General features: G+C 40.2%; 22 protein-coding genes and 1 pseudogene. 15 read left to right on the top strand and 8 right to left on the bottom strand.

Annotated features, from left to right (window positions below; genetic code table 11):
• Nucleotides 1-82: 82 nt before the first annotated feature.
• On the bottom strand, nt 83-1027 hold the full coding sequence (locus CSV80_RS02645) for a COX15/CtaA family protein (RefSeq protein WP_037561324.1): 945 nt from the start codon (nt 1025-1027) through the stop codon (nt 83-85).
• A gap of 374 nt (nt 1028-1401) precedes the next feature.
• Between CSV80_RS02645 and cyoE the strand changes: the two genes are divergently transcribed.
• The 7 genes and pseudogenes from cyoE (at nt 1402) to CSV80_RS02610 (ending at nt 7956) form a co-directional block, all read left to right on the top strand.
• Nucleotides 1402-2319 (top strand): heme o synthase, encoded by a 918-nt coding sequence (cyoE, locus tag CSV80_RS02640; protein WP_099669471.1) that lies wholly within the window; start codon nt 1402-1404, stop codon nt 2317-2319.
• Nucleotides 2320-2421: 102 nt separating this feature from the next.
• Nucleotides 2422-3489, top strand: a complete 1068-nt coding sequence (gene coxB / locus CSV80_RS02635; protein WP_029052408.1) for a cytochrome c oxidase subunit II — start codon at nt 2422-2424, stop codon at nt 3487-3489.
• A 33-nt stretch (nt 3490-3522) separates the two neighbouring features.
• Nucleotides 3523-5400, top strand: coding sequence for a cytochrome c oxidase subunit I (locus CSV80_RS02630; RefSeq protein WP_099669470.1), 1878 nt, complete (start codon nt 3523-3525; stop codon nt 5398-5400).
• A complete protein-coding gene (locus CSV80_RS02625; RefSeq protein WP_099669469.1) occupies nt 5400-6026 on the top strand; it encodes a cytochrome (ubi)quinol oxidase subunit III in 627 nt (208 codons plus the stop codon). Before CSV80_RS02630 ends, CSV80_RS02625 begins: the two co-directional genes overlap by 1 nt.
• Nucleotides 6026-6373 (top strand): cytochrome C oxidase subunit IV family protein, encoded by a 348-nt coding sequence (locus CSV80_RS02620; protein WP_099669468.1) that lies wholly within the window; start codon nt 6026-6028, stop codon nt 6371-6373. The genes CSV80_RS02625 and CSV80_RS02620 overlap by 1 nt, the downstream gene beginning before the upstream one ends.
• Nucleotides 6374-6594: 221 nt before the next feature.
• Complete coding sequence (ctaG, locus tag CSV80_RS02615) at nt 6595-7518, top strand: cytochrome c oxidase assembly factor CtaG (RefSeq protein ID WP_099669467.1); 924 nt, start codon at nt 6595-6597, stop codon at nt 7516-7518.
• Between the two features lie 49 nt (nt 7519-7567).
• Nucleotides 7568-7956, top strand: a pseudogene (locus tag CSV80_RS02610) (DUF420 domain-containing protein).
• 172 nt (nt 7957-8128) lie between these two features.
• On the opposite strand, the gene ytvI reads toward CSV80_RS02610, so the two are convergent.
• Entirely contained in the window at nt 8129-9184 is a 1056-nt protein-coding gene (gene ytvI, locus CSV80_RS02605; RefSeq protein ID WP_029052402.1) for a sporulation integral membrane protein YtvI, read from the bottom strand.
• 103 nt (nt 9185-9287) lie between these two features.
• Nucleotides 9288-9647: a YugN family protein gene (locus tag CSV80_RS02600; RefSeq protein ID WP_099669466.1), complete on the bottom strand. Its 360-nt coding sequence runs from the start codon at nt 9645-9647 to the stop codon at nt 9288-9290.
• A gap of 329 nt (nt 9648-9976) precedes the next feature.
• Here CSV80_RS02600 and CSV80_RS02595 point away from each other — a divergent pair, with 329 nt between their 5' ends.
• The gene (locus CSV80_RS02595) at nt 9977-10993 is read left to right on the top strand and encodes a CAP domain-containing protein (protein ID WP_158231849.1); all 1017 of its coding nucleotides are present in this window, start codon (nt 9977-9979) and stop codon (nt 10991-10993) included.
• Here the strand turns inward: CSV80_RS02595 and CSV80_RS02590 are convergent.
• Nucleotides 10990-11721, bottom strand: coding sequence for an amino acid kinase family protein (locus CSV80_RS02590; protein ID WP_099669464.1), 732 nt, complete (start codon nt 11719-11721; stop codon nt 10990-10992). The two genes, CSV80_RS02595 and CSV80_RS02590, sit on opposite strands and share 4 nt — an antisense overlap.
• 87 nt (nt 11722-11808) lie before the next feature.
• Here CSV80_RS02590 and CSV80_RS02585 point away from each other — a divergent pair, with 87 nt between their 5' ends.
• Entirely contained in the window at nt 11809-13245 is a 1437-nt protein-coding gene (locus tag CSV80_RS02585; RefSeq protein WP_099669463.1) for a Mur ligase family protein, read from the top strand.
• Between the two features lie 68 nt (nt 13246-13313).
• Nucleotides 13314-13757 carry a YlbF/YmcA family competence regulator gene (locus CSV80_RS02580; RefSeq protein ID WP_029052397.1) on the top strand — a complete coding sequence of 148 codons (444 nt, stop codon included), beginning with the start codon at nt 13314-13316 and terminating at the stop codon, nt 13755-13757.
• Between the two features lie 161 nt (nt 13758-13918).
• Here CSV80_RS02580 and CSV80_RS02575 read toward each other — a convergent pair whose 3' ends face one another.
• Nucleotides 13919-14788: a PI-PLC domain-containing protein gene (locus CSV80_RS02575; RefSeq protein WP_099669462.1), complete on the bottom strand. Its 870-nt coding sequence runs from the start codon at nt 14786-14788 to the stop codon at nt 13919-13921.
• Nucleotides 14789-15074: 286 nt separating this feature from the next.
• On the opposite strand from CSV80_RS02575, the gene CSV80_RS02570 reads away from it, so the two are divergent.
• Nucleotides 15075-15347 carry a YlbG family protein gene (locus CSV80_RS02570; RefSeq protein WP_029052395.1) on the top strand — a complete coding sequence of 91 codons (273 nt, stop codon included), beginning with the start codon at nt 15075-15077 and terminating at the stop codon, nt 15345-15347.
• Between the two features lie 14 nt (nt 15348-15361).
• Here the strand turns inward: CSV80_RS02570 and CSV80_RS02565 are convergent, their stop codons facing one another.
• Complete coding sequence (locus CSV80_RS02565; protein ID WP_099669461.1) at nt 15362-15757, bottom strand: DUF7147 family protein; 396 nt, start codon at nt 15755-15757, stop codon at nt 15362-15364.
• Nucleotides 15758-15828: 71 nt separating this feature from the next.
• Between CSV80_RS02565 and CSV80_RS02560 the strand changes: the two genes are divergently transcribed.
• The 3 genes from CSV80_RS02560 to coaD are packed head-to-tail and all read left to right on the top strand — an operon-like array spanning nt 15829 to nt 18306.
• Nucleotides 15829-17271 carry a hypothetical protein gene (locus CSV80_RS02560; RefSeq protein ID WP_099669460.1) on the top strand — a complete coding sequence of 481 codons (1443 nt, stop codon included), beginning with the start codon at nt 15829-15831 and terminating at the stop codon, nt 17269-17271.
• The gene (gene rsmD / locus CSV80_RS02555) at nt 17268-17822 is read left to right on the top strand and encodes a 16S rRNA (guanine(966)-N(2))-methyltransferase RsmD (protein ID WP_099669459.1); all 555 of its coding nucleotides are present in this window, start codon (nt 17268-17270) and stop codon (nt 17820-17822) included. Before CSV80_RS02560 ends, rsmD begins: the two co-directional genes overlap by 4 nt.
• A gap of 4 nt (nt 17823-17826) precedes the next feature.
• Entirely contained in the window at nt 17827-18306 is a 480-nt protein-coding gene (gene coaD, locus CSV80_RS02550; protein WP_029052391.1) for a pantetheine-phosphate adenylyltransferase, read from the top strand.
• Nucleotides 18307-18369: 63 nt separating this feature from the next.
• On the opposite strand, the gene CSV80_RS02545 is transcribed toward coaD, so the two are convergent.
• Nucleotides 18370-19254, bottom strand: a complete 885-nt coding sequence (locus CSV80_RS02545) for a hypothetical protein (RefSeq protein WP_099669458.1) — start codon at nt 19252-19254, stop codon at nt 18370-18372.
• A gap of 127 nt (nt 19255-19381) precedes the next feature.
• On the opposite strand from CSV80_RS02545, the gene CSV80_RS02540 reads away from it, so the two are divergent.
• Complete coding sequence (locus tag CSV80_RS02540; RefSeq protein ID WP_099669457.1) at nt 19382-20428, top strand: SepM family pheromone-processing serine protease; 1047 nt, start codon at nt 19382-19384, stop codon at nt 20426-20428.
• Between the two features lie 4 nt (nt 20429-20432).
• Here the strand turns inward: CSV80_RS02540 and CSV80_RS02535 are convergent, their stop codons facing one another.
• Complete coding sequence (locus CSV80_RS02535) at nt 20433-21611, bottom strand: nucleotidyltransferase (protein ID WP_099669456.1); 1179 nt, start codon at nt 21609-21611, stop codon at nt 20433-20435.
• Nucleotides 21612-21729 lie beyond the last annotated feature (118 nt).

Genomic DNA, 21729 nt, shown 5'->3' with positions numbered 1-21729 from the left:
TAGGACAGTGGAAGCTGTTTTTTGCTACATTTGTATACAAAAATGAACAACAGCCTGTAAATAGCTACTACGCGCTCTTGTGTTACTTCTTCAGTCGGCTGCGAGATACTAGAAGAACTAGATATGTTAACAAACCAAATAGTAAAGTGATGAATAATGAATGCAACAATGCAAAGTAGAGATTTAATTTAGTCAGTACAACAATCATCCCTGTTGTTGCTTGTGCAAGTACTAGACCAAATGCTGTAATCCAACCCCAGTAAATCACACGTTGATCACTATACTGTTTAATGGCTTTGATAGCGATGAACCCAATCCATACGACAATCAATGCTGCAGCTAAACGGTGACCCATCTGGATCCACTCATACATATTGTTCGGTAAACTGAATTCGTTGTTACGGCACAAAGGCCAGTCAGAACATACAAGACCTGAGTTAGTATGACGAACAAGAGCACCGGTATAGATCACAACGTATGAGTAAATGGTTACGCCAATAGTGTGGAAACGTAATGATTTCTCTATACGTATTTTATCTGCGTCAAACTTCTGGTCTACTTCAAAAACCAATAAAGTCAGTAGGAAGACGGATGCAAAGGATATAAGTGAAATCCCAAAGTGCAAGGCCAGTATAAAATCACCTTGTCCCCATAATACTTGCGCTGCTCCAATCAAAGCTTGTAGAATTAAGAAAAATACTGCCATAAAAGCTAAAAACTTTGTTTCGCGGACATGACCAAGTGCTTTCCATGACCATACAGCCAATATGACGATGAAAATACCTACCGAACCTGTAACTAACCGATGTGAGAATTCAATTAATACTTCTGCTGTGATGACGTCTGGAATGAGTTGTCCATTACACCCTGGCCAATGCCTTCCACACCCCATACCGCTGTCGGTTTTGGTAACTAGCGCTCCACCAAGTAAGATCGCGAGCATTCCGATCGTGGAAGCCACACCAAACCATTTTAAATATCTGTTGTATCGCAAGTACGAAACACCTTCTTCTATTGAATTGACCATTAAAAGGTCGATTTACGTAAATTTTTGCCCGAATTCCAGAAATACTTATATATAGATATATAGTTGAATTTCAAGGGTTTCTGTAGAATCCAAGCATCTATTGCAAACTTTATGATAACGAAAAACTGAAGGAAACACAATGCATGAAGGCAATAAACCACTGATGTGTAAGGCTTTTCACAAATTGTTCATAAAATAGTCTCTTTAACTTCACAAATGAGAGTCAGAAATGCATTACTATATAGAAGGTGAAGGATAAAGACACAAAGGTTGCACAAACCGCTATAAATTGAGAAATGGTCTGGAAATTTCGGACGATTTTAGATATAGTAGGTGATAGGGTCTTTGCTGAAAACTATGAAAGGAGGGTTATTATGTCAAACGGTCGAACGCTTTCGACAGTTGCAGATCCAAAAGTAGAGACAATTACCTTGTGGAAAGACTTTTTGGCGCTGATCAAAATAGGAATTGTCAACTCGAATTTGATCACTACGTTCACCGGTCTTTTTTTGGCATTTCAATTCACTGGTATAAGTTTTCTCCATAACTTCGATCTACTGGTATTTGCGATTCTGGGTACTGGATTGATCATTGCATCTTCAGGTGCTATGAATAACTTGATTGATCGCGATATTGATCCCGTCATGTCGAGAACGAAATCGAGACCGACAGTAACAGGTAGATTTAAAGCTCCCGCTGTGATGACGTTAGCCGTTACATTCCTAGTGGCTGGAGAAGTATTATTATTCTCTGCTTCACCTATGGCAGGTTGGCTTGGCATCTTGGGTGTATTCGCTTATGTTGTTTTGTATTCCATGTGGTCTAAACGTAAGCACGTAAGCAATACCGTAGTAGGAAGTCTTTCAGGAGCAATTCCACCCCTAATCGGATGGGCAGCTGTTGATCCTACACTGCCAATGGGAGCATGGGCATTGTTTTTTATCATGTTCATATGGCAACCACCGCATTTCTATGCGTTGGCTATGCGTAGAACAGAAGAGTATCGGGCGGCTAACATTCCGATGTTACCAGTAGTAAAAGGATTTGAGCGGACGAAAAAGTCGATGCTCATGTGGGTATTGTTACTATTTCCATTACCTTTCTTGTTACCACAGCTCGGTACCGGATTTATAGTATTTGCAACACTGTTGAATGTTGGGTGGCTTTATTTAGCTATTAAAGGATTTAAAGCTAAAGAAGATTTGAAGTGGGCAACGGGGATGTTTGTATATTCTTTAAATTATATGACAATCTTGTTTGTATCCATGATTATTTTCTCTATATTCATCTAACGTATCGGAATTCTTTCTTTAAAACAGGAATTCATCATAAAGGGGCACTCAGTTCTCCATAGTAGAAAAACATTTTTTTAGAAAGAGAGGTATTAGTTAGCGATGATTAAAGGACTCAAAAAGTGGCGTCTCTTTTCTTTACTAGCGGTTTTCGCTTTGTTCATGGCAGGTTGTGGTAATGAAGAAATTTCAACCTTCCAACCAGCAGGACAAGTCGCTAATGACCAGTTCAAGTTGTTGCTATTAGCATCCGGAATTATGTTACTGGTTATCATTGTAGTAGTAATTATTTACACTGTTGCATTATTCCGCTTCAGACGTTCGAAGTTGGGTGAAGATCACATACCAGAGCAAGTGGAAGGAAGTCACACACTTGAGCTGCTTTGGACATTCATTCCAATAGTATTACTTTTGATTCTTGCTATTCCTACCGTTCACTACACGTATAAATTAGGTGATGTGAAAGCAATGGAAGCAGTAGATGATGATGGTAACGCTGAAAACTTAGTAGTAGACGTTACTGCAAAGTTATATTGGTGGGAGTTCGAGTATCCTGATCTAGGTATTGTGACTGCTCAGGAACTAGTAGTACCTACTGATGAAAAAGTTTATTTCAACTTGATTGCAGCGGACGTAAAGCACTCATTCTGGATTCCGTCAGTTGGCGGTAAGCTAGATACGAACGTTGAAAACGTGAATAAATTTTATCTGTCATTTGAGAAAGAATCTGAAGGCTTGAAAGACGGCGTTTTCTACGGAAAATGTGCTGAGCTATGTGGACCTTCTCACGCATTGATGGACTTTAAAGTAAAAACATTACCGAGAGATCAATTTGACAGCTGGGTAGCAGGTATGCAAGAAACAGCAGAAGAACCTGTTGTTGCTAATGCTGACGGCGAAGAAGTCTTCTCTCAAAGCTGTATCGGTTGTCACGCAGTTTCGGGTGTAGGTGAGTCTGGTGCACAAGGACCCAACTTGGCTTCATTCGGTGATCGTAATCGTGTAGCAGGTTTCCTTGAACACGATGAAGAGAATCTGAAAGACTGGATTCGAGATACACAGAAACATAAACCTGGCAATACGATGCCTTCATTCAGTAAAGATCAAATTTCTGATGAAGACTTGGATGCATTAGCTGAATACTTGATGGGCTTAAAAGTTGCAAAATAATTTTCAAGCGGAAATTGAATAGGAGGTAACACAGTGAGTTCAGTTGCTCAAAAAAGTGGCTTTGGCGCAACGCTATGGGATTGGCTGACAACAGTCGACCATAAGAAGATCGGAATTCTGTATCTCCTCGGGGGATTATTCTTCTTCGTTCTAGGTGGTATTGAAGCGATGATCATTCGTCTTCAATTGATTACACCAAACAACGATCTCGTAAGCGCAGGGCTTTTTAATGACTTAATTACAATGCACGGAACGACCATGATTTTCTTAGCAGCAATGCCGATTCTCTTTGGTTTTATGAACGCGATCATGCCGCTTCAAATCGGAGCACGTGACGTAGCGTTCCCATTCATCAACTCATTAGGTTTTTGGATGTTCGCATTTGGTGGTTTATTCCTTAACATCTCTTGGTTGTTCGGTGAAGTTCCAGATGCTGGATGGACATCTTATGCATCGTTATCACTTCACTCGCCAGGGCATGGCGTTGATTTCTATGCAATCGGTTTACAAATCGCGGGTGGCGGTACGTTAATGGCGGGGATTAACTTCCTAGTAACGATCATTAACATGCGTGCTCCAGGGATGACGTATATGCGTATGCCTTTGTTTACATGGACTACGTTTGTTGCGTCTGCGATGATTTTGTTCGCATTCCCTCCGTTGACTGTTGGATTGTTTTTCCTAACGTTTGACCGTATGTTTAATGGTAATTTCTTTGATCATACGATGGGCGGGAACACGATTATCTGGGAGCATATATTCTGGATCTTCGGACACCCTGAAGTATATATCTTGATCTTACCTGCATTCGGTATTTTCTCTGAAGTATTCTCTGTATTTGCTCGGAAGCGTCTGTTCGGTTACACAGCGATGGTATTCGCCACAGTGCTAATCGGTTTCCTAGGATTCATGGTATGGGCTCACCATATGTTTACAGTTGGACTTGGACCGACAGCGAACGCAATATTTGCGGTAGCTACTATGGCGATTGCTGTACCTACAGGTGTTAAAATCTTTAACTGGTTGCTGACAATTTGGGGCGGTAGTATTAAAGTTACAACTCCAATGCTTTATGCTTTAGGTTTTATTCCTTCATTCGTAATGGGTGGAGTAACAGGTGTAATGCAAGGGGCAGCACCACTTGATTATCAGCTACACGATTCTTATTTCATCGTAGCTCACTTCCACTACGTAATTGTAGGTGGGGTAGTACTAGCTATTTTTGCAGGCCTTCACTACTGGTGGCCAAAAATGTTCGGTACTATGTTGAATGAATTATTAGGTAAAATTACTTTCGTATTCTTCTTTATCGGTTTCCACTTGACATTCCTAATTCAGCACTGGTTAGGTTTCTGGGGAATGCCACGTCGTGTTTGGACGTTTATGGATGGACAAGGTTGGAATATTGCGAACTTCGTAAGTACAATCGGTGCGCTATTAATGGCAATTGGTTTTACAATTATGGTGATCAACATCATTATGACAACTATTAAAAATGAGCGTGTTGGAAACGATCCTTGGGGCGACGGACGTACACTTGAGTGGGCGATTCCATCTCCACCACCTTTCTATAACTTCCCAGCAACTCCATTAGTTCGTGGTTTAGACACTTTATGGATTGAGAAGATGGAAGGTAGTAAGGAAATGATTACACCAGCTGAACCTATTACGGACATTCATATGCCGCACGGTTCAATCATCCCAATGTTGATGACTCTTGGATTATTCATTGCTGGATTCGGTGCAATGTTCCATCAAGAAACTTCATGGGGATTAGGAGTATTGATCTTTGGTCTTGCTTTCACATTCGTTACAATGGCAACTCGTTCATTGAAAGATGATCTAGGTTATTATGTAACAAAAGAGCAAATCTTGCAGGATCAAGAAAATATTAAAAGGGGGCGTAACTAATGGATTTGAATACAAAATTCACCCCTGAAACATGGCCTGCTCATCCTGAGAGAGCTACTTTGGAAGCAAAGAATAAATTCGTTGGTTTCTGGCTATTCCTTGGTGGAGAGACAATTCTCTTCGCTACGTTGTTCGCAACGTATATGGCTTTGAAAAACAAAGGTCCAAGTGGCTTTGGTTTCACAACGCAAGAACTATACACATTACCGTTAGTATTTGTTATGACAATGCTTCTTTTAACATCTTCACTAACAAGTGTATATGCAATGTATCATTTGAAGAGTTTCAACTTCAAAAAAATGCAACTTTGGTTAGGTATAACAGCATTATTAGGACTTGGATTCTTGATGTTAGAAGTGTATGAGTTCTCTCATTACGTTCAATTAGGATTTACGTTCAGTAATAGTGCATTCAGTTCCGCGTTCTATACTTTAGTAGGAACTCACGGATTCCACGTGGCAGTTGGTTTGGTATGGATCACTTTGTTGATCTTCCGTAACTCTAAGCGTGGATTGAACTTGTATAACGCAACTAAATATTATACATTTTCACTTTACTGGCACTTCATTGACGTAGTTTGGGTATTCATCTTCACTGTAGTTTACTTGATGGGAGTGGTCGGTTGATGTCAGAAGTTCAAATGATTAAAAGATCTCCTGCTGAACAGTCACTGTCTCAACGTCGAGCAAAGGAATCAATGCGTAGCCAAGTTGCGATGTTTGCTCTGATGATTTTCTTAACACTTGTATCATTTTCTATGGTGTTTGCTCATCTAAATGACGTTGCTGGTTTCTCAAAATTCTTTATCATTCCAACATTATTCCTCTTTGCAGCTGTACAAGTTGGTCTTCAACTTTACTACTTCATGCATATGAATGAAAAAGGACACGGCATTCCACAAATGTTTATGTTTACAGGTGCAGTGTTAGGATTCTTGATCCCACTTACATTTGTAACAATCGTTTGGTGGTAAGCAACAAAAGAGCTTATGGATTCTTCCATAAGCTCTTTTTCTATTCACTTTTAGGTGAAATTGTCAAAGTTCGTACATTGAGTTATGCGTTATAAGCTCGTATAATAGGCAGTAGGAAAGACTATCGTTAACTTAGTGCTGTGATGGACTATATAGTGAATGCATCAGCACTATACACAGAATAGATTCATCGAATTGATTATTAAAGGAGAGTGGTTGTTTTGCCGTTAAGTATATTTGGGTTTAGGGCTTTGTGGAGTCCTTATTTTTTAATAGTTATAGCACTTGGAATCGTTCTATATTATCTCATAACAGTTAAATGGCGAGATCGTTTCGAAGGTTCAAGACCGTTGACTAAACAACAAGCCGCTTATTTTTTATCTTCCATGGTATTGTTGTATATTGTCAAAGGTTCACCAATGGATTTAATCGGTCATATTTTATTTTCCGTCCATATGGCTCAAATGGCTATATTGCTTTTAATCGTAGCACCGTTCTTCATCATCGGTATACCGCACTGGGTATGGGAAAAGCTACTATCGTTGACGATTTTCAAAAAAATATTCATGATATTGACTAAGCCGCTAATTAGTTTATTAGTATTTACATTTATGTTCTCAATGTATCACTATCCACTTATATTGGATCAGGTGAAGTTAAGTTTGCCATTACACACTATTTTCACCATCACACTTTTCTTCTCCGCTATTTTTCTCTGGTGGCCTGTAGTGAATACAGTAAAAGGACAACCACAATTACATGGTTTGAAAAAAATCGGTTATGTAATATTGAGCGCTTTGCTCATTACACCCGCTTGTTCGTTAATCATCTTCGTGGACGTACCTGTGTACGAAACATACAGCAGTGGTGAAGCATGGCTGCAAGCGATGGCGCTCTGTGTGCCAAGCGGAACTCTAGCTGGACTGTCAGGCCTTGGCATCTCTGGACCTGAGCTATTTACAAATATGCCTACGCTCTATGATCAGCAATTAGGCGGTATATTGATGAAAGTCATCCAAGAACTCGTTTATGTAGTTATTATCGGACGCATTTTCTTAAGCTGGTCACAGTATGAAAAAGATAACGCGGACGAAATTACTAGACAAGATTTACTCAAACGCCAGAACTTAACCATGCATGGCTGATTGATCTAAGAGGAGTTAGTGTCGGATGTGACTACCACTATTACCGACTATCAGTACGTTTTTCATCATCTTATCTGCTATTTTGGTTGCGATTGGTTGGAATTTGATACGACAAAGAAAAATAGAAGCGCACCAAAAAACGATGATCGCAGCAGTTGTGTCTGCAGTACTGTTCTTTATCATTTATATCTCTAGAACGGTATTTATAGGCAATACAGCTTTTGGTGGACCTGATGACTTGAAAATTTATTACACAGTATTTTTAGTTTTCCACATCATATTTGCAACGACAGGGGCCATCTTCGGAGTTATTACGATCCATGTAGGTTTGAAGAACAATCTGACACGGCATCGTAAAATCGGTCCACAAGTATTATCTGGTTCTTCACAGCCATTACAGGAGTCGCTGTATACTTGTCTCTGTATGTCTTTTACTAAGGTGGAGAAACTACTTCTGTATTTAATGCGATTCTTGGTGTTTAATATTTAGCGTAAAAAAATGAAGTCACACCCAAAAGGGAATGACTTCATTTTTTTATCTAGCGAATTTGTATTGTTGTACGCTATACATACTAAAGGGGATTCCTTCATTGAGGAATCCCTTTTAGTATTAAATCTTGAAATTCAGTTTAATGATGCCTGCTTCTCTTGCAGTATTAAAAAGTATGACGAGCATTGGTCCAATGAAGAAACCGAGGATGCCAAATAGTTTCAAACCGATGAACATCGCAATCAAAGTAGGCAATGGAGACAAGCCGATTTGGGAACCCATTACTTTTGGCTCGATAGTTCTTCTGATAACTAATAGTATTACGGCTAATATTGCTAATTTTGTACCCATTGCGATATCGCCTGAAATATACTGATAGATCGACCAAGGTGCCAAAATAATGATGGAACCAAGTATCGGAATAATATCAATAATCCAGATCACCAAAGCCATAACTACAGCATATTTAGGGATAATCATTAATAAGCCGATAAAGGAAACGGCTAGAATGATTAAACTGACAAGCATTTGGGCTTTGACGAATCCTAGTATGACAAACCGTAATCTGCTCATCATATAGTGTACTTTTTCTGCAGTTGCTTCTGTTAAATGAAAATAAAAAGTCTTTTTCAAGTTGGGCAATTCCAACATGAACAAAAATAGTGCGATCATGAACACAATAAAGCTGACAAGGAAATTTGGAATATCCGAAATCAAAGCCAAAATTCGATCGTAACTCAAAAGTGTGATAATCGAAATGCGAATGGATTCAATAATTTCATTGAATTCGTTCTCGAGCATAGCCAAAATATCTTCAGGCATGCCTACCGTGTACTGAAATAGTTTGCTTTGTGTGTTAATCCATACACTTGAGAGGGAATTTAAGTAGTTCGGAATTTCTTTTGTGAAATGAACTATTTTACCGATAAGTGTGGTGACGGTATAGAAAAGTAATAGCACACTGATTCCAACAAAAACAATAAAATTCACAATGACCGAAACTTTACGTTTCCATTTAAATCGTATCTCTACCCATTTTACAAGTGGATCTAAAAAAAGTGCCGTTAGCAACGCCAAAATAATGGGAATGGAAACGGGTAAAATAAAGAATATAATGACCAATAGTATGATGATACTGAATGCAATCATGATATTTCGTTTTGTAAGAAATTTCAAAAGTAATCGTCCTCCACATAGATACTGTTTTTATTATAACCAAATTAGTGGAGTAATAGTAGAAAAGCCGAAGAACATTTAGCTCTTCGGCTTTTTCATATCATTACAAACTATATTGCTTTAACTCGTCATATACTTTCTTTAACGTTAGTTCGCAGTCCTTAACTAAGCTAGCAGGGAAGTCTTCTTCTTCGCCGTACTCCACACCGTGTGGGTAGTAGTGCTTTCCTAGAACTGGTTGCTTTAGACGAACGGTAGCTTTTCTACCATCGATGTCGCCTTCAACGAGTTCACCGAAAACGCGCAAATAGTATGTACCTTCTTTTACAATATACTTCTTGTCGAAAGTTACACGCTCATAATCCCATTGACCGTCAATTTCAAGATTGTTCTTATTCATAATTTCTTCCATTACTCGTAAATCTGCTATAAGGCCTTTAAGACCAATATTTTCAACATACATCTGTATATCCCCCTCTATGTTCGTCCTGACGAATACGTATACTATTATATCATAAAACAAATCGATTTTACTTGCAATGACAACATTGTGTCAACGCTTTCTTTGCCGGCTTATATAGATGACTATAGTGTGTGTCTTCTGTACAATATAAGAAAGTTACCATTTTTGACTAGATGTTCATCTTGACTAAATATTCAGTCGAGATGATTTCTACCGATACGTCATACTATTATAGGAGTAGCATATAAAGTGGAAAGGGAGATAACATGTGGAGAGTAGGATGGAAGATTCTTGTTTTGCTTTTGATTGTAATGGGAGTCTATTATTTCATGACTGATAAAGTAAGTGAAAATCTACCGCTAGAGTCACCAGTACAACATGGATCGCCGATTGCAGTGCCTGAAAAAGGTCCATCGATCGGTGGGGAAGGTATGCCGAGACCTGAAGAAGGCATGTCAGTACTAGTCGGACAGAAAGTCGATAAGATTGAAGAGCAATTTGGCAAACCTTCTAGGATTGAACCATCGAGTTTTCAGTATGAATGGTGGGTATATACGGAAGAACCACGTTTTATGGCGGGGGTTTTGAATGGGAAAGTGAATCAAATATATACTGCTGATGGCGCATCAGATGTAGCGCCGTTTAAAATTGGACAAAATGTACAGGAGATTCATCGCTTTACACCGATTGAATCAGAGATTGATGTAACGATTCAAGAAAATATTTATACCTTTTCATTAAATAGCGACGATATTAAAAACCGTATCCTGATACCATATGAGAATTTATTTGTGCAATTATATATAGATCAAGTAGATGGCGGAATTGAAGGTGTGCGGTTCATTAACCCGAGTACTTTAGTGAAACACCAACCTTATGATATGACCTATCTTGGAGAAATGATCGAAGCGCCAAAACCAACCTCAACTGTTCAGACTGAAGTAGATCGTGCGATGGAGCGACAGACGTTTGAATTGACTAACCAAGTGCGTGAAGAACATCAATTACCTCTTTTATCATATAGTGATAAGCTGGCCACACTTTCAAGAAAGCATAGCCAGGAAATGATATTCCGTAAATATAGTTCTCATGAGGAAGGACCTGTAAAAGTGTTTGCCGAGCGTTTAAAAGATGTTGGACTAACTCCAGGCAAGGCAGGCGAAAACATTGCATTTAATTATATCGATGCAATTGAAACTGTGCATGGCTGGTTAAATTCTCCAAAACACCGGGATGTCTTACTGAATCCGAACTTCACGCATACCGGCATTGGTGTTTATAATAAATACTACACCCAGTCTTTTATAGCGCAGACTGAATCAGAAAATTCCATACATGACGACTAAGGAAGGATCCATGTACCTTCCTCGTTTGATGCGATGCCTCGTATATGAAGGGGCATCGCTTTTTGCTTTGCATAAACCGCTGCTTTTTCCTGAATAACGGGTCGATTACATTTTAGTAATGGGAGGAATTCATCAAATGAGAGCCGATCGAATCGCTTATAGTTAGATGTAGTATGAGGATCTGCAGACATAACACCGGGTACATCTTTGAAAAACTCTACATGGCGGGCGTGCAATGCAGAAGCTAATGCGATTGCTGTCAAATCACTGCCACCTCTACCAAGAGTCATAAACTTTCCTTGTATATTCATCCCTTGAAATCCAGGGACGATGATACATGAGTGAGTTTGAAGTGTACTGACGATATGTGTACTATTAATTTTATCAATCGTTGCATTGCAGAATTCTCCCGATGTTCGAATGCCTGTATTTTGTCCATAGATAATCGTGTTGTCTATCCCTTCCGTAGATAATTCTGCAGATATTACGGCTGCAGCGATTAATTCACCGCATGAAGCAGCCAAATCTCTCGCTTCGCTGGATTTCGAGAAGGAGTCCGTAAGGGTAAGCAAATCGTCTGTGGAATAGGCGTCGCCTTCTCTACCCATTGCAGAGACTACAACGATAACAGCGCGGTGTTTCGACAAGGCCTGTCGAATATGCTGAATACACTTTGCTCGTTGTTGTTGATTCTGCATGGCAATTCCTCCAAACTTCTGGATAATCATAGAATCCCAACTTTCTTCGTGACATTCTTCTTATGCCTTTCATAGAATACTTTATGCTTCGTTTCATTATATTCTCTGAAGAATAAAATGTTCGGGAAGGGGCGAGAAACCTTGCTATTATCTGAATTACTTAAGGATTGGCCATGCACTATATTACAAGGCTCAATTCGACGAACAATTGATGGAATTACGGAATCTTCTAAGAGGGTCAAGAAAGATTATGTATTTGTAGCAAAGAAAGGGGTTGTGTCTGATGGAATGACATTTATTGAAGAGGCAATATCAAATGGAGCCAAAACACTAGTGATCGATCGAGATAACATAGACTTAACACGCATACCGGTGGAAGTTACGGTAGTTTTAATTCCCGATAGTTCACTATTTATTTCATATGGAAGCGCAAAGTTTTCAGATAATCCAGCTGAGGAATTACTCATCATCGGCGTTACGGGAACAAACGGTAAAACAACAGTTAGTCACTTTATCGGACAGTTATTAAAAGAGCTCGGGCATAAAACAGCCGTTATAGGAACGACAGGTCTTTATATTGACGGGAAGCTGACGGAGACGATTCAAAATTCCATGACAACGATACCAGCTGAACAATTTCATCCTATTTTACGCAGATGCATGGAGCTACAGGTGACCCATATTGTTCTCGAAGCATCTTCGATTGGGTTATCCACTAATCGTTTAGCGCACTGTCCGTTAACTGTAGGTGTTTTTTTAAATATTGGAATGGATCACTACGCTGAACATGGAGGTAGACAGCGATACATCGATGCAAAAAAGCTACTAATTCCATTGGCTGATCAGCTAGTGATCAATGAAGATGACGAAACTTGTCGCGTTATAGGAGAGGGGTTGTCTGAACCACCCATTTATTTCAGCAGACGACATATTAATGGCAAGCAGCAACCAAAGGTACTACTCCCTAATCTAGGTCACCATAATGAAATGAATGCTAGAGCGGCTATAGGGGCTCTAATGGCGCTCGGTTATTCATTACGAGCGATAAAACCTCATTTGCATGCTCTGCGACTTCCGACTGGACGCCTAGAGAAGTACGAAGAGGCAGGGGTTGAAGTATATGTAGATTATGCGCACACGCCCGATGCCTTGCAAGCGGTGTTGGAGGCATTGTCAGAGTCCACAAAACGGCTGATTACTGTATTTGGATGTGGAGGGGAAAGAGACCGTGAAAAACGGCCGCAAATGGGTGCAGTAGCTGCTCACTACAGTTCACACGTAATTTTGACTTCAGATAATCCGAGAACAGAAGAGCCGTCTCAAATTATTGTGGATATTTTGTCGGGCATGGTAGGATTTGCAACACCTGTCGAAGTCTTCATCGATCGTCACCAAGCAATCCGCTACGCTGTCACACAAGCACAACCAGGTGAGATTGTACTCATTGCAGGTAAAGGACATGAACAAATACAGCAAATAGAGAATCAGAAGATGCATTTTTGCGATATGGAAGAAGTGAAAAAATCGTTTAGTTATAGAAATGCCAAAAAGTAAAAATCTTAATGAATAGTCGAGACGCCAGTTTTTTGTTATGATAGTTGTGATAGGAGGTGCGGCAAATGGTGATGATGACAGATGAGTGGATGCGAGTCATCGATATGGCGGAAGAACTTTCCGAGATGCTGCTGTGTTCTGAAGTGGTGAAAACCTATCAAGACGCACGTGACCGTGTATATTCAAACACTGAGCTACGAAAAAAGATCATAGATTTCACTAAAATGAAAGAACAATACGAGGACGTGCAGCGCTTTGGTCGCTATCATCCAGATTATAGAGTAATCATGAAGGAAATTCGTCTTCAAAAGCGTGAACTGGATTTACAAGATGAAGTGGCTGCCTTGCGCCTGGCGGAAAACGACGTGCAGGATTTGTTGGACGAAATAGGTATCCTAATTGGCCAGTCCGTATCAGAGGCTGTGAAAGTACCAGCTGGCGATGGGACTTTCTCTAACAGTTCTTGCGGCGGAGGTTGCGGCTCAGGTGGCAGCTGTTCTTGTTCAGCATAGAGTATTTCATAATTACAAGTACCCCCCCCTGCAGATATAATTCTGCAGGGGGGTACTTTTTAAATAAAGGTAGTGGCAAAGGGGATGATCACCTGAAGCGAAGTACCAGTTGTACGCGTGTTTAGTGGACACTCGATAAACCAACTAGACTCTTTGTATCTTTAGTTTTCATTGAAGAACGTCAATAATTGTTTTGGGTGATTTGTTATAAAACCGTCAACGTCCAATTTAGCATGTTTTGGAAGCTCGTCCGTCTCATCCAACTCATAAAATACAGTTATATTGAGATCGTGTAAGAAGCGAACGAAGCCTTCTGAAGCAAGCGGAAACACACCTAGTTTTTCGGACAGGCAGAATAGATCTGCGTTGGGGCGGTATAGGTGACCGAATTTACTCGTGTAAGCGACGTATGCTTTTTTAATTTCCTCACTACCGGCACCTAAAGCAACAGAATTCTGCGCATATAGATTAAAACGATCAATTTGTTCATCATATTGGCTCGTTACTACAACGCGTTCTATAGAATCCGTCTCTTTTAGTAATCGCCACAATTTGGAAGGGATTAAACTTCCTTCATATGTTGTAGGGCAATCACTCATAGAGATTACAAGTAAGAGTTGCGGGAACTTATGCAACAGTTCACGTAACGACACGACAGATAGATCTCCGTTCAGTGTATCAAGATCATGATCGTATCTAGATTCGATATGGATTTCATCTAATGTATAGTCGGCAATTTCATCGGGAAGCACAAGTTCTTGGGTTGGCACTAAAAGAATTTCTTCATCTTTCGTAAGTCGTACATCGACCGTGAAGCCGTGAACACCTAAATCAGCTATTTCCGTATAAGCGGTAAGTGAATTCACTGCTGTATCTTGGCATCGTTGTGCGTCAGTTAAAACAGCTATTTCCGAAAAACGAAGCGCTTTCTTTTCGGTGCGAGGTTCTTGTTTTGCTATCACTTTTGAAGCCGCCCATGCAGCCACACTTGCAGCGCCTACAGTTAATGCAACATTTGTTTTCCTTCCCAATCTAAAACCTCCTCAATAATTATAGTAAGTCCTCACTTTTTTGTTTAGCCAATGTTTATACTTCAACTGAACAGAAAATACTTGTATCCAGTCGTCTTATAAAAGAATAGACCGATTGAATTCAGATAAATGTCTTCTTAAGTGTAACCTATTCCAGAGAAGGTGTACAAACAAAGATGAAAGATCAGCTTAATTTCACTTATGTCCATGCAAACAATTTCTGTGCAAGGTTGCAGGACTTTTCTCACCTATGGTATTGTATGGAGTAAGAAAGAGGGGGAGAATCATGATTGATCGACAAGGCATAATTGTCTATCTCCATCATTTAAAACAAGCAAAATCACTGCGCAAATTTGGGCATGTTCATTATATTTCAAAGCGAATGAAATACGTTGTGCTTTACTGTGATATGGAAGACGTGGAAACAACGATCACTAAGTTGGAGCGTTTGTCGGCTGTACGGAAAGTATTGCCTTCACAGCGGCCCTTCGTCAGCACGATATATGAAAATGCAAAGCCCGATAAAGCAAAAGAATATGATTATAAAACAGGCTTGTAATTTGCTGCCGCTTATTAATTTAGCGGCGGCAACAAGTGATTTAAGCGTAAGATCCCAGTAATATATTGGTAAAATAGCTCATTCTCAGCAAATTCGGATGAATGTTTTATTTCCACTCTGACAGGCTTTTTATTCAGCGACTCTGCATGCTTAACAAACAAGTCATAACGTTTGGATGGTTTGTCTGCAGAATAGCGAATTCCTTCTCTGCAAATATAGATCGGCATGAAATGATTATTTTCAGTTGCAGGAGAAAAAGAAACTGCCAATGACAATTGTTCTTTAGATTCATGTTTAGATGAAAAAATATAGGCTCTGTAAATTCGATGGGAGTTCGTAGACATTAACTCGAGTAATTCGTAGATGTCGCTATAGCCTTCCCCTAGTTCGATAAAACGTTGTTGGATCATAATCAAGCGCTTCCTTTCAGGCAATTAGTAATGGTTCGTGTCCATCATACCATGCAATGAGGTGTTGTACGTTGAAAGTTATTATAAGGCTTGTATTTCTTTTGGCGGCAGTAAACGGTGGACTCGTTTATTTGCATTACAGCCAATCGGTCAATGCAAATGGAGAAGGCGCGGATTCAGGTACGTTTCGTCAGGAAATTGAAGTCATCAATCGTGCAGATGGATTGTACATTCGTCACCACTTTTATAACTTGTCGGAAGGTAGACACGAGATTATTTGGCCAGAAGAAAGCGTAGAGCGTGGATGCGAAGCAGAGGATTCCTCTTCATGTGCTCGACTAAATGATTCTAATGTGGCATTCGAAGAAGGAGAACGTGATCAACAATCCGTTGTCTATAAATTGCCGAAGAAAACACCCCTTACCGGACGTAAACTATTTAAGAAGCCGTTTGTGGTTCTTCAGGGTGCAAAACCATTGACGACTGTCCTTCATGTGACTGATGAGCAAAGTGTTGGCGGCATGTGGATAACGGGATTAGAACGTGTAGGAAAGGAAAACAAGGAGCGTATTACCTACCGTTTATACCGTGGCGTAGGATTTGTTAATGAACTGTATTGGCAACCAGAGGATGTGCCGCTTGCATACTCTTCAAACAAGCTGACAATTTTCGGTGAAGGTATCGATAAAAAGTATAATGACCGGCTAGTTAAAATGTTGGAAGCCATCGGTGGAAATCATGTGAGCGTAGTGCTAGCTTCAGGTAATCGGCCGCTGTATGCAGAGCGCTTTATTGTGGAGAAAACGGGCAATATATCGCAAGTAATAAAACAAGTAGCCAGGATGAGTGTCCATTCACGTTTCATTTTACAAGCGGACGAACCATCTATGAGCAGTATGATTGCATCTATACTTGGAGATGCTCCAGTAGGAACGGAAGCGGAACAAGCAGCGTTTACTCGTTTGAAAGAATCGATCTCGGCAGAGCAATATCAAACATTTCGCCAAAACATCCAAGAGAAAATAGGTAAAAAACTTTCGTCATCCGATTTGGATCAATCGTTGTCAAAAATACTTGCATTCGACACGCAGTATTTTCATATGACAATGAAGGAACAGCGATATAACTATCCATTTCTGCTACTTGATCCACGGACAGTATTACTTGATGGAGAAGAAGTTCCAGAAGTGAAGGTAATAGTACAGGAAGGTACAAGTTTTTATCCAGCAGAAGAGTTATTGTCGAAGATGGGCTATTCAATACGTTCAAACGAGCAGTCAATTTATTTCGACGGTCCAAATCGCACCTATCGTTTTTCTAAATTAGAGCCTTTCTACGTCATGAATGGTAGCAAATTTGATTATACAGAAAAGCCTTATACCTCAATTAATAAAAAGTTGTATTTTGATGAAAATTGGTTGCGACGAATCTTCTTTGTATTAATAGATAAGTCGGATGAAACCATTTCTATCGAACAAATTGAAAAGATGATAAAGGAGATGGGAAAAGAGTGAGAGTCATTTCCGGTTCGAGAAAAGGTACGTCTTTGAAATCCTTGCCAGGCACGTCTACGCGTCCGACATCAGACAAAGTAAAAGAGTCTGTTTTCAACAAAATCGGTCCTTATTTCGATGGAGGAACTGTGGTCGAGTTATTTGGCGGCAGTGGCTCCATTGCGATTGAGGCGTTATCAAGAGGGATGGAACAGGCGATTGTATTTGAAAAGAATCCTAAAGCGTGCGCTATTATTAAAGCGAATGCAGAAAAGTGCCGCATGGAAGAATGTCTGCAGATTGAAAAGAGAGATGCACGCCAGGCTGCTACAGTTCTTAAGTCTAAAGAAGTTTCTATTGATCTGCTATTTGTAGATCCTCCCTATGCAACGGTCGAATACTATGATGTAATTAAAGACGTAATAGCACAAGGGTTAGTAGCAGAAAATGCAACCATCATTTGTGAACATGATAAACATATAGACTTGCCCGAACATTACGATACATATAGTCAAATCAGTTCTGCTATTTATGGAAGTACTGCTATTACGATTTACAAGAAAAGAGGCTAACAGGATGACACAAATCGCAATCGTGCCGGGAAGTTTCGATCCGGTGACGAATGGACATTTAGACATTATAGGAAGAGCAGCAAAAACATTCCAGGAAGTGCATGTTGCCGTAATGAATAATTCTTCCAAAAAACCATTGTTTACAGTGGAGGAACGTGTTGCACTTATTCATGAAGCTACATCAAAGTATGACAATGTCAAGATTGACACGTCTTCAGGACTGTTGATTGATTACGCACAAGAAATTAACGCATCCGTTATCGTTCGTGGCTTACGCGCTATTTCAGATTTTGAGTATGAAATGCAAATTACATCGATGAACCGGGTACTGGACGAAAGTATTGAAACGTTCTTCGTGATGACAAAGAGTCAATATTCATTCCTCAGCTCAAGTATCGTTAAAGAAGTGGCACGTTATGGCGGAGATGTCTCCACGCTCGTACCACCACATGTCAATGTAGCACTGAAGAGAAAGTTTGAATAGCAAGGATGGTAATGTAAATATGAAAAAGGATGTCCTTGAAGGGCATCCTTTTTTAATACTTGCTCAATAAATCCAAATGAACAATATAGGGACGAGTAACGTGTTCCAGACCCTTGCAATTACATAGGGGAGTATTCGTATGCCAGCGCTCTTGGCGATCGTCATGACTTGCATGTGGATGCTCATACCGTTAATTGATAGAATGGCCGCGATGAGCATTGGATACATCGCATCTCCGGCAAAATGCTCGGTAGCAGACTGGACGCCTGAAGTCATCTCGAAGACAGCAAGCAATAAAGTTTTTGTCACTCCCATATCCACAGTGATGACGGAAGATATGGAATGCGAAAGCACATTACCGAGAGACGAGAAGAAGATGACCGTGGTGGCCACTAACAATATAACGGATGAACTATCCTTGATCGAGCGCAGCAAAGGAGATGTTTTATGATCTTGTTGAGGGATGATGGGTATAGCTGCCTGTTGATATCGGCTACCCAGAAGCGACATGGCCAATACGAAAAATACGATATTAGCTAGATGAATGGCAATTAACAATTTCCAACCACTTGTAGTACTACCGAATAATTCGTTACCAACAAAGCCAATGATGAACATAGGTCCTGGTGCATGACAAGAAGCAACAAGCAAACTACTTTCAGCTGCAGAAATCTCTCCATTCTTTTTCATTTCACTAACGGTCACGGCACCTACCGGAAAGCCTCCAAACGAACCGAGCACATAAGCTTTTATGTATCGACTCCATTGACTAGTGCCTTGCTTGCTAGGCATTTTCAATAACCACTGCGTTAATATAATATATGGTAGCAAATAGGGAAGTAACGCATGAGTGAATAATTGGGCACCCGAAACGGCTCCTTCATGTGCGACATCTGGCTGCAAAATAAATAAAAAAATTAGCGCCCAGATGAAGAGTACGTTACTCATTGTTCGATACGGCAGGATTATAAATAAAAGGCATCTGTCGCACTCCTTCCTAATTTTTGAAATACATGAACATCTACCGTAATATATATGTAGTATTCGTACAGGCTATTAATGGAGGTGAGCTTTTATGAAAATGCGTAAATGGGCGATAGCCGCGGTAATCCTGCTAGTGGTAGTTGTTTTAGCACTTTATCCGTTAGATATGTATATTTCTCGACCAGGCGGAGCATATGATTTGGCACCACTCGTAGAAGTAGTTGGCGGGGATACGGACGACGTAGGAACATTTAGTTTGATGACCATTGCAATTGGCAAGGCAACACCTGTAACGTATGCTTGGTCAAAGTTCTCAGATAAAATGAAGCTAATGCCGGCTACCCAAGTGAGAAGGCATGGTGAAAGTGATGAAGAGTATGGAGTGCGTCAGATAAAACTAATGGCTGATTCTAAAACACATGCCATATCAGTAGCGTTTGATAAGGCAGGGTTGCCAATCAATAGAAAGTTCACGGGCGTCTTTGTGGCGGGTGTATTACCGGCAGGAGCGTCAGCAGGCAAGCTTAAGGTGGGGGATGTCATTCAATCGATTGATCAACAAAAGCTCGCTTCAACAGATGCATTTATACAAGAGATTAGTGGTATGTCAAAAGGTCAGAATGTACATTTACAAGTGGAACGTGGAGAACGGAAGGTGGATGTTCCAGTAGAATTAAAAGAACTTCCGGAGACGGATGGTCGAGTAGGTCTTGGAATAGAGTTTGAAGAGCAGGTCAAATTGGAAACAGAACCAAAGGTAGATATCCGTACAGAAGAAATCGGTGGGCCTTCAGCAGGCTTGATGTTCACGCTGGAATTGATGAACCGCCTGGTGGATGTCGATTTAACAAAAGGCTATAATATTGCAGGAACTGGCGAGATGCTTGAAGATGGCTCAGTGGGACGGATCGGTGGAATTGATTTCAAAATCATAGCAGCTGATCGTGAAGGTATCGAAATCTTCTTCGCGCCGGACGATGAATTACCGGAAGAAGTGAAAAAGAAGAATCCGCAGCTTCTCTCAAATTATGATGAAGCGAAAGCAACTGCGGATAAAATTGGTGCAAAAATGAAAGTTGTCCCGGTGAAAACGATTGATGATGCATTAAGTTACTTGGAAAAGCTAGAAGAAAAGTAAAGTGTCACAACAAAATGGGGGGATTTTTAAAATCTAGACCTGGCTCTCTTTGCATACCACACATATAAATGTCTGTACTTTTAATATCCATCAGTAGTGAAGGGTCCTTGTGTGAACCTGCACGACTTACAACTGGCAAAGTCACTTCTTTTTTCACTGTGCGTAAATAACTTCTTCCATTTTTAGACATGCCAAGTAATCGTAAATAAGACGGACTGGTAATTTGTGCACGGGTTGATTTTCGATAACCGGTCAATACATGTACTAACATTCGTTGTATTCGTGTCCATGTGTAACGTTTGGATTTCACAGCTTTCATGAATTCTTGGAAAGTGGCGTGTTCTTTTGCAGCGCGCCATAAAGAAAATTCAATTCCTTCCGTGATATCTGCAATGGACGCCAATTGTTCAGGTCCTTCACGAAGAATCATGTACCGAAGAAATGGGTAGAGATGATCCCAGCTTTGATGAGGCTGTTGATGAAGTAGCTCAAAAGAAGCTGAAGGCATGAAAGATTGAACGTGCGCGACATCAGTCGCAAACAGTTCTTTACGTATTCCTGTAGCGCTAGCAATAGAATCTTCAGGTAGTTCATCATCATGATAATGTGTGCCTTTCCGCTCAATCGTGATAGGCATCATAGTCGACCGGATTTCTTTTATAGCCTGCATATAATGAAAACCAAGAATGTTATTCGGTTCTGATAAATCAGCGAGTGGTTCATCAGTAGTGCGTGAAATTTCTTCGTAAGCAATCCGCAATGCATTCGGGTAACTTAGACCTTCTTGCATCGAACACTTAATTTTTTCTTCGTAAAGTTTCTTATGTGTGTTCATAGTGTCCAAACTATGCACAAATGGTGCGATGTGTCCTTCTTCGCTGCCGAAGCAAATATACTCGCATTGAAGGGCGTCTAAGATTTGAACAGCTCCTCTCGCGAATTGAGGTGCATGGGCTGTGGAAAAAGCATAAGGTAACTCGATGACGAGGTCTGCGCCACTCGCGAGGGCCATGCGCGTTCGTGTCCATTTATCAACAATCGCAGGTTCACCGCGCTGAAGAAAATGTCCACTCATTACCGCGATGATTACATCTGCGTCTGTGAGTCTTTTAGCTTCATTGAGATGGAATAAATGGCCATTATGGAAAGGATTATATTCGACGACAATACCAGTAGCTATCAATGGAATCCTCCTCTATACTTGCGTATAATGAATTATAACGTTAAACTTATTAGGGTGACAAGAAAATATCTTGACATCCCTTATTTTAAATACTATAATCAACATTGTTGTCTTGAGG

The organism is Sporosarcina sp. P12(2017) (genome assembly GCF_002743035.1).
Taxonomy (GTDB): Bacteria; Bacillota; Bacilli; order Bacillales_A; family Planococcaceae; genus Sporosarcina; species Sporosarcina ureae.
Note: the sequence above shows the minus strand (reverse complement) of the source record. Positions and strands in the feature narration are given on the sequence as shown.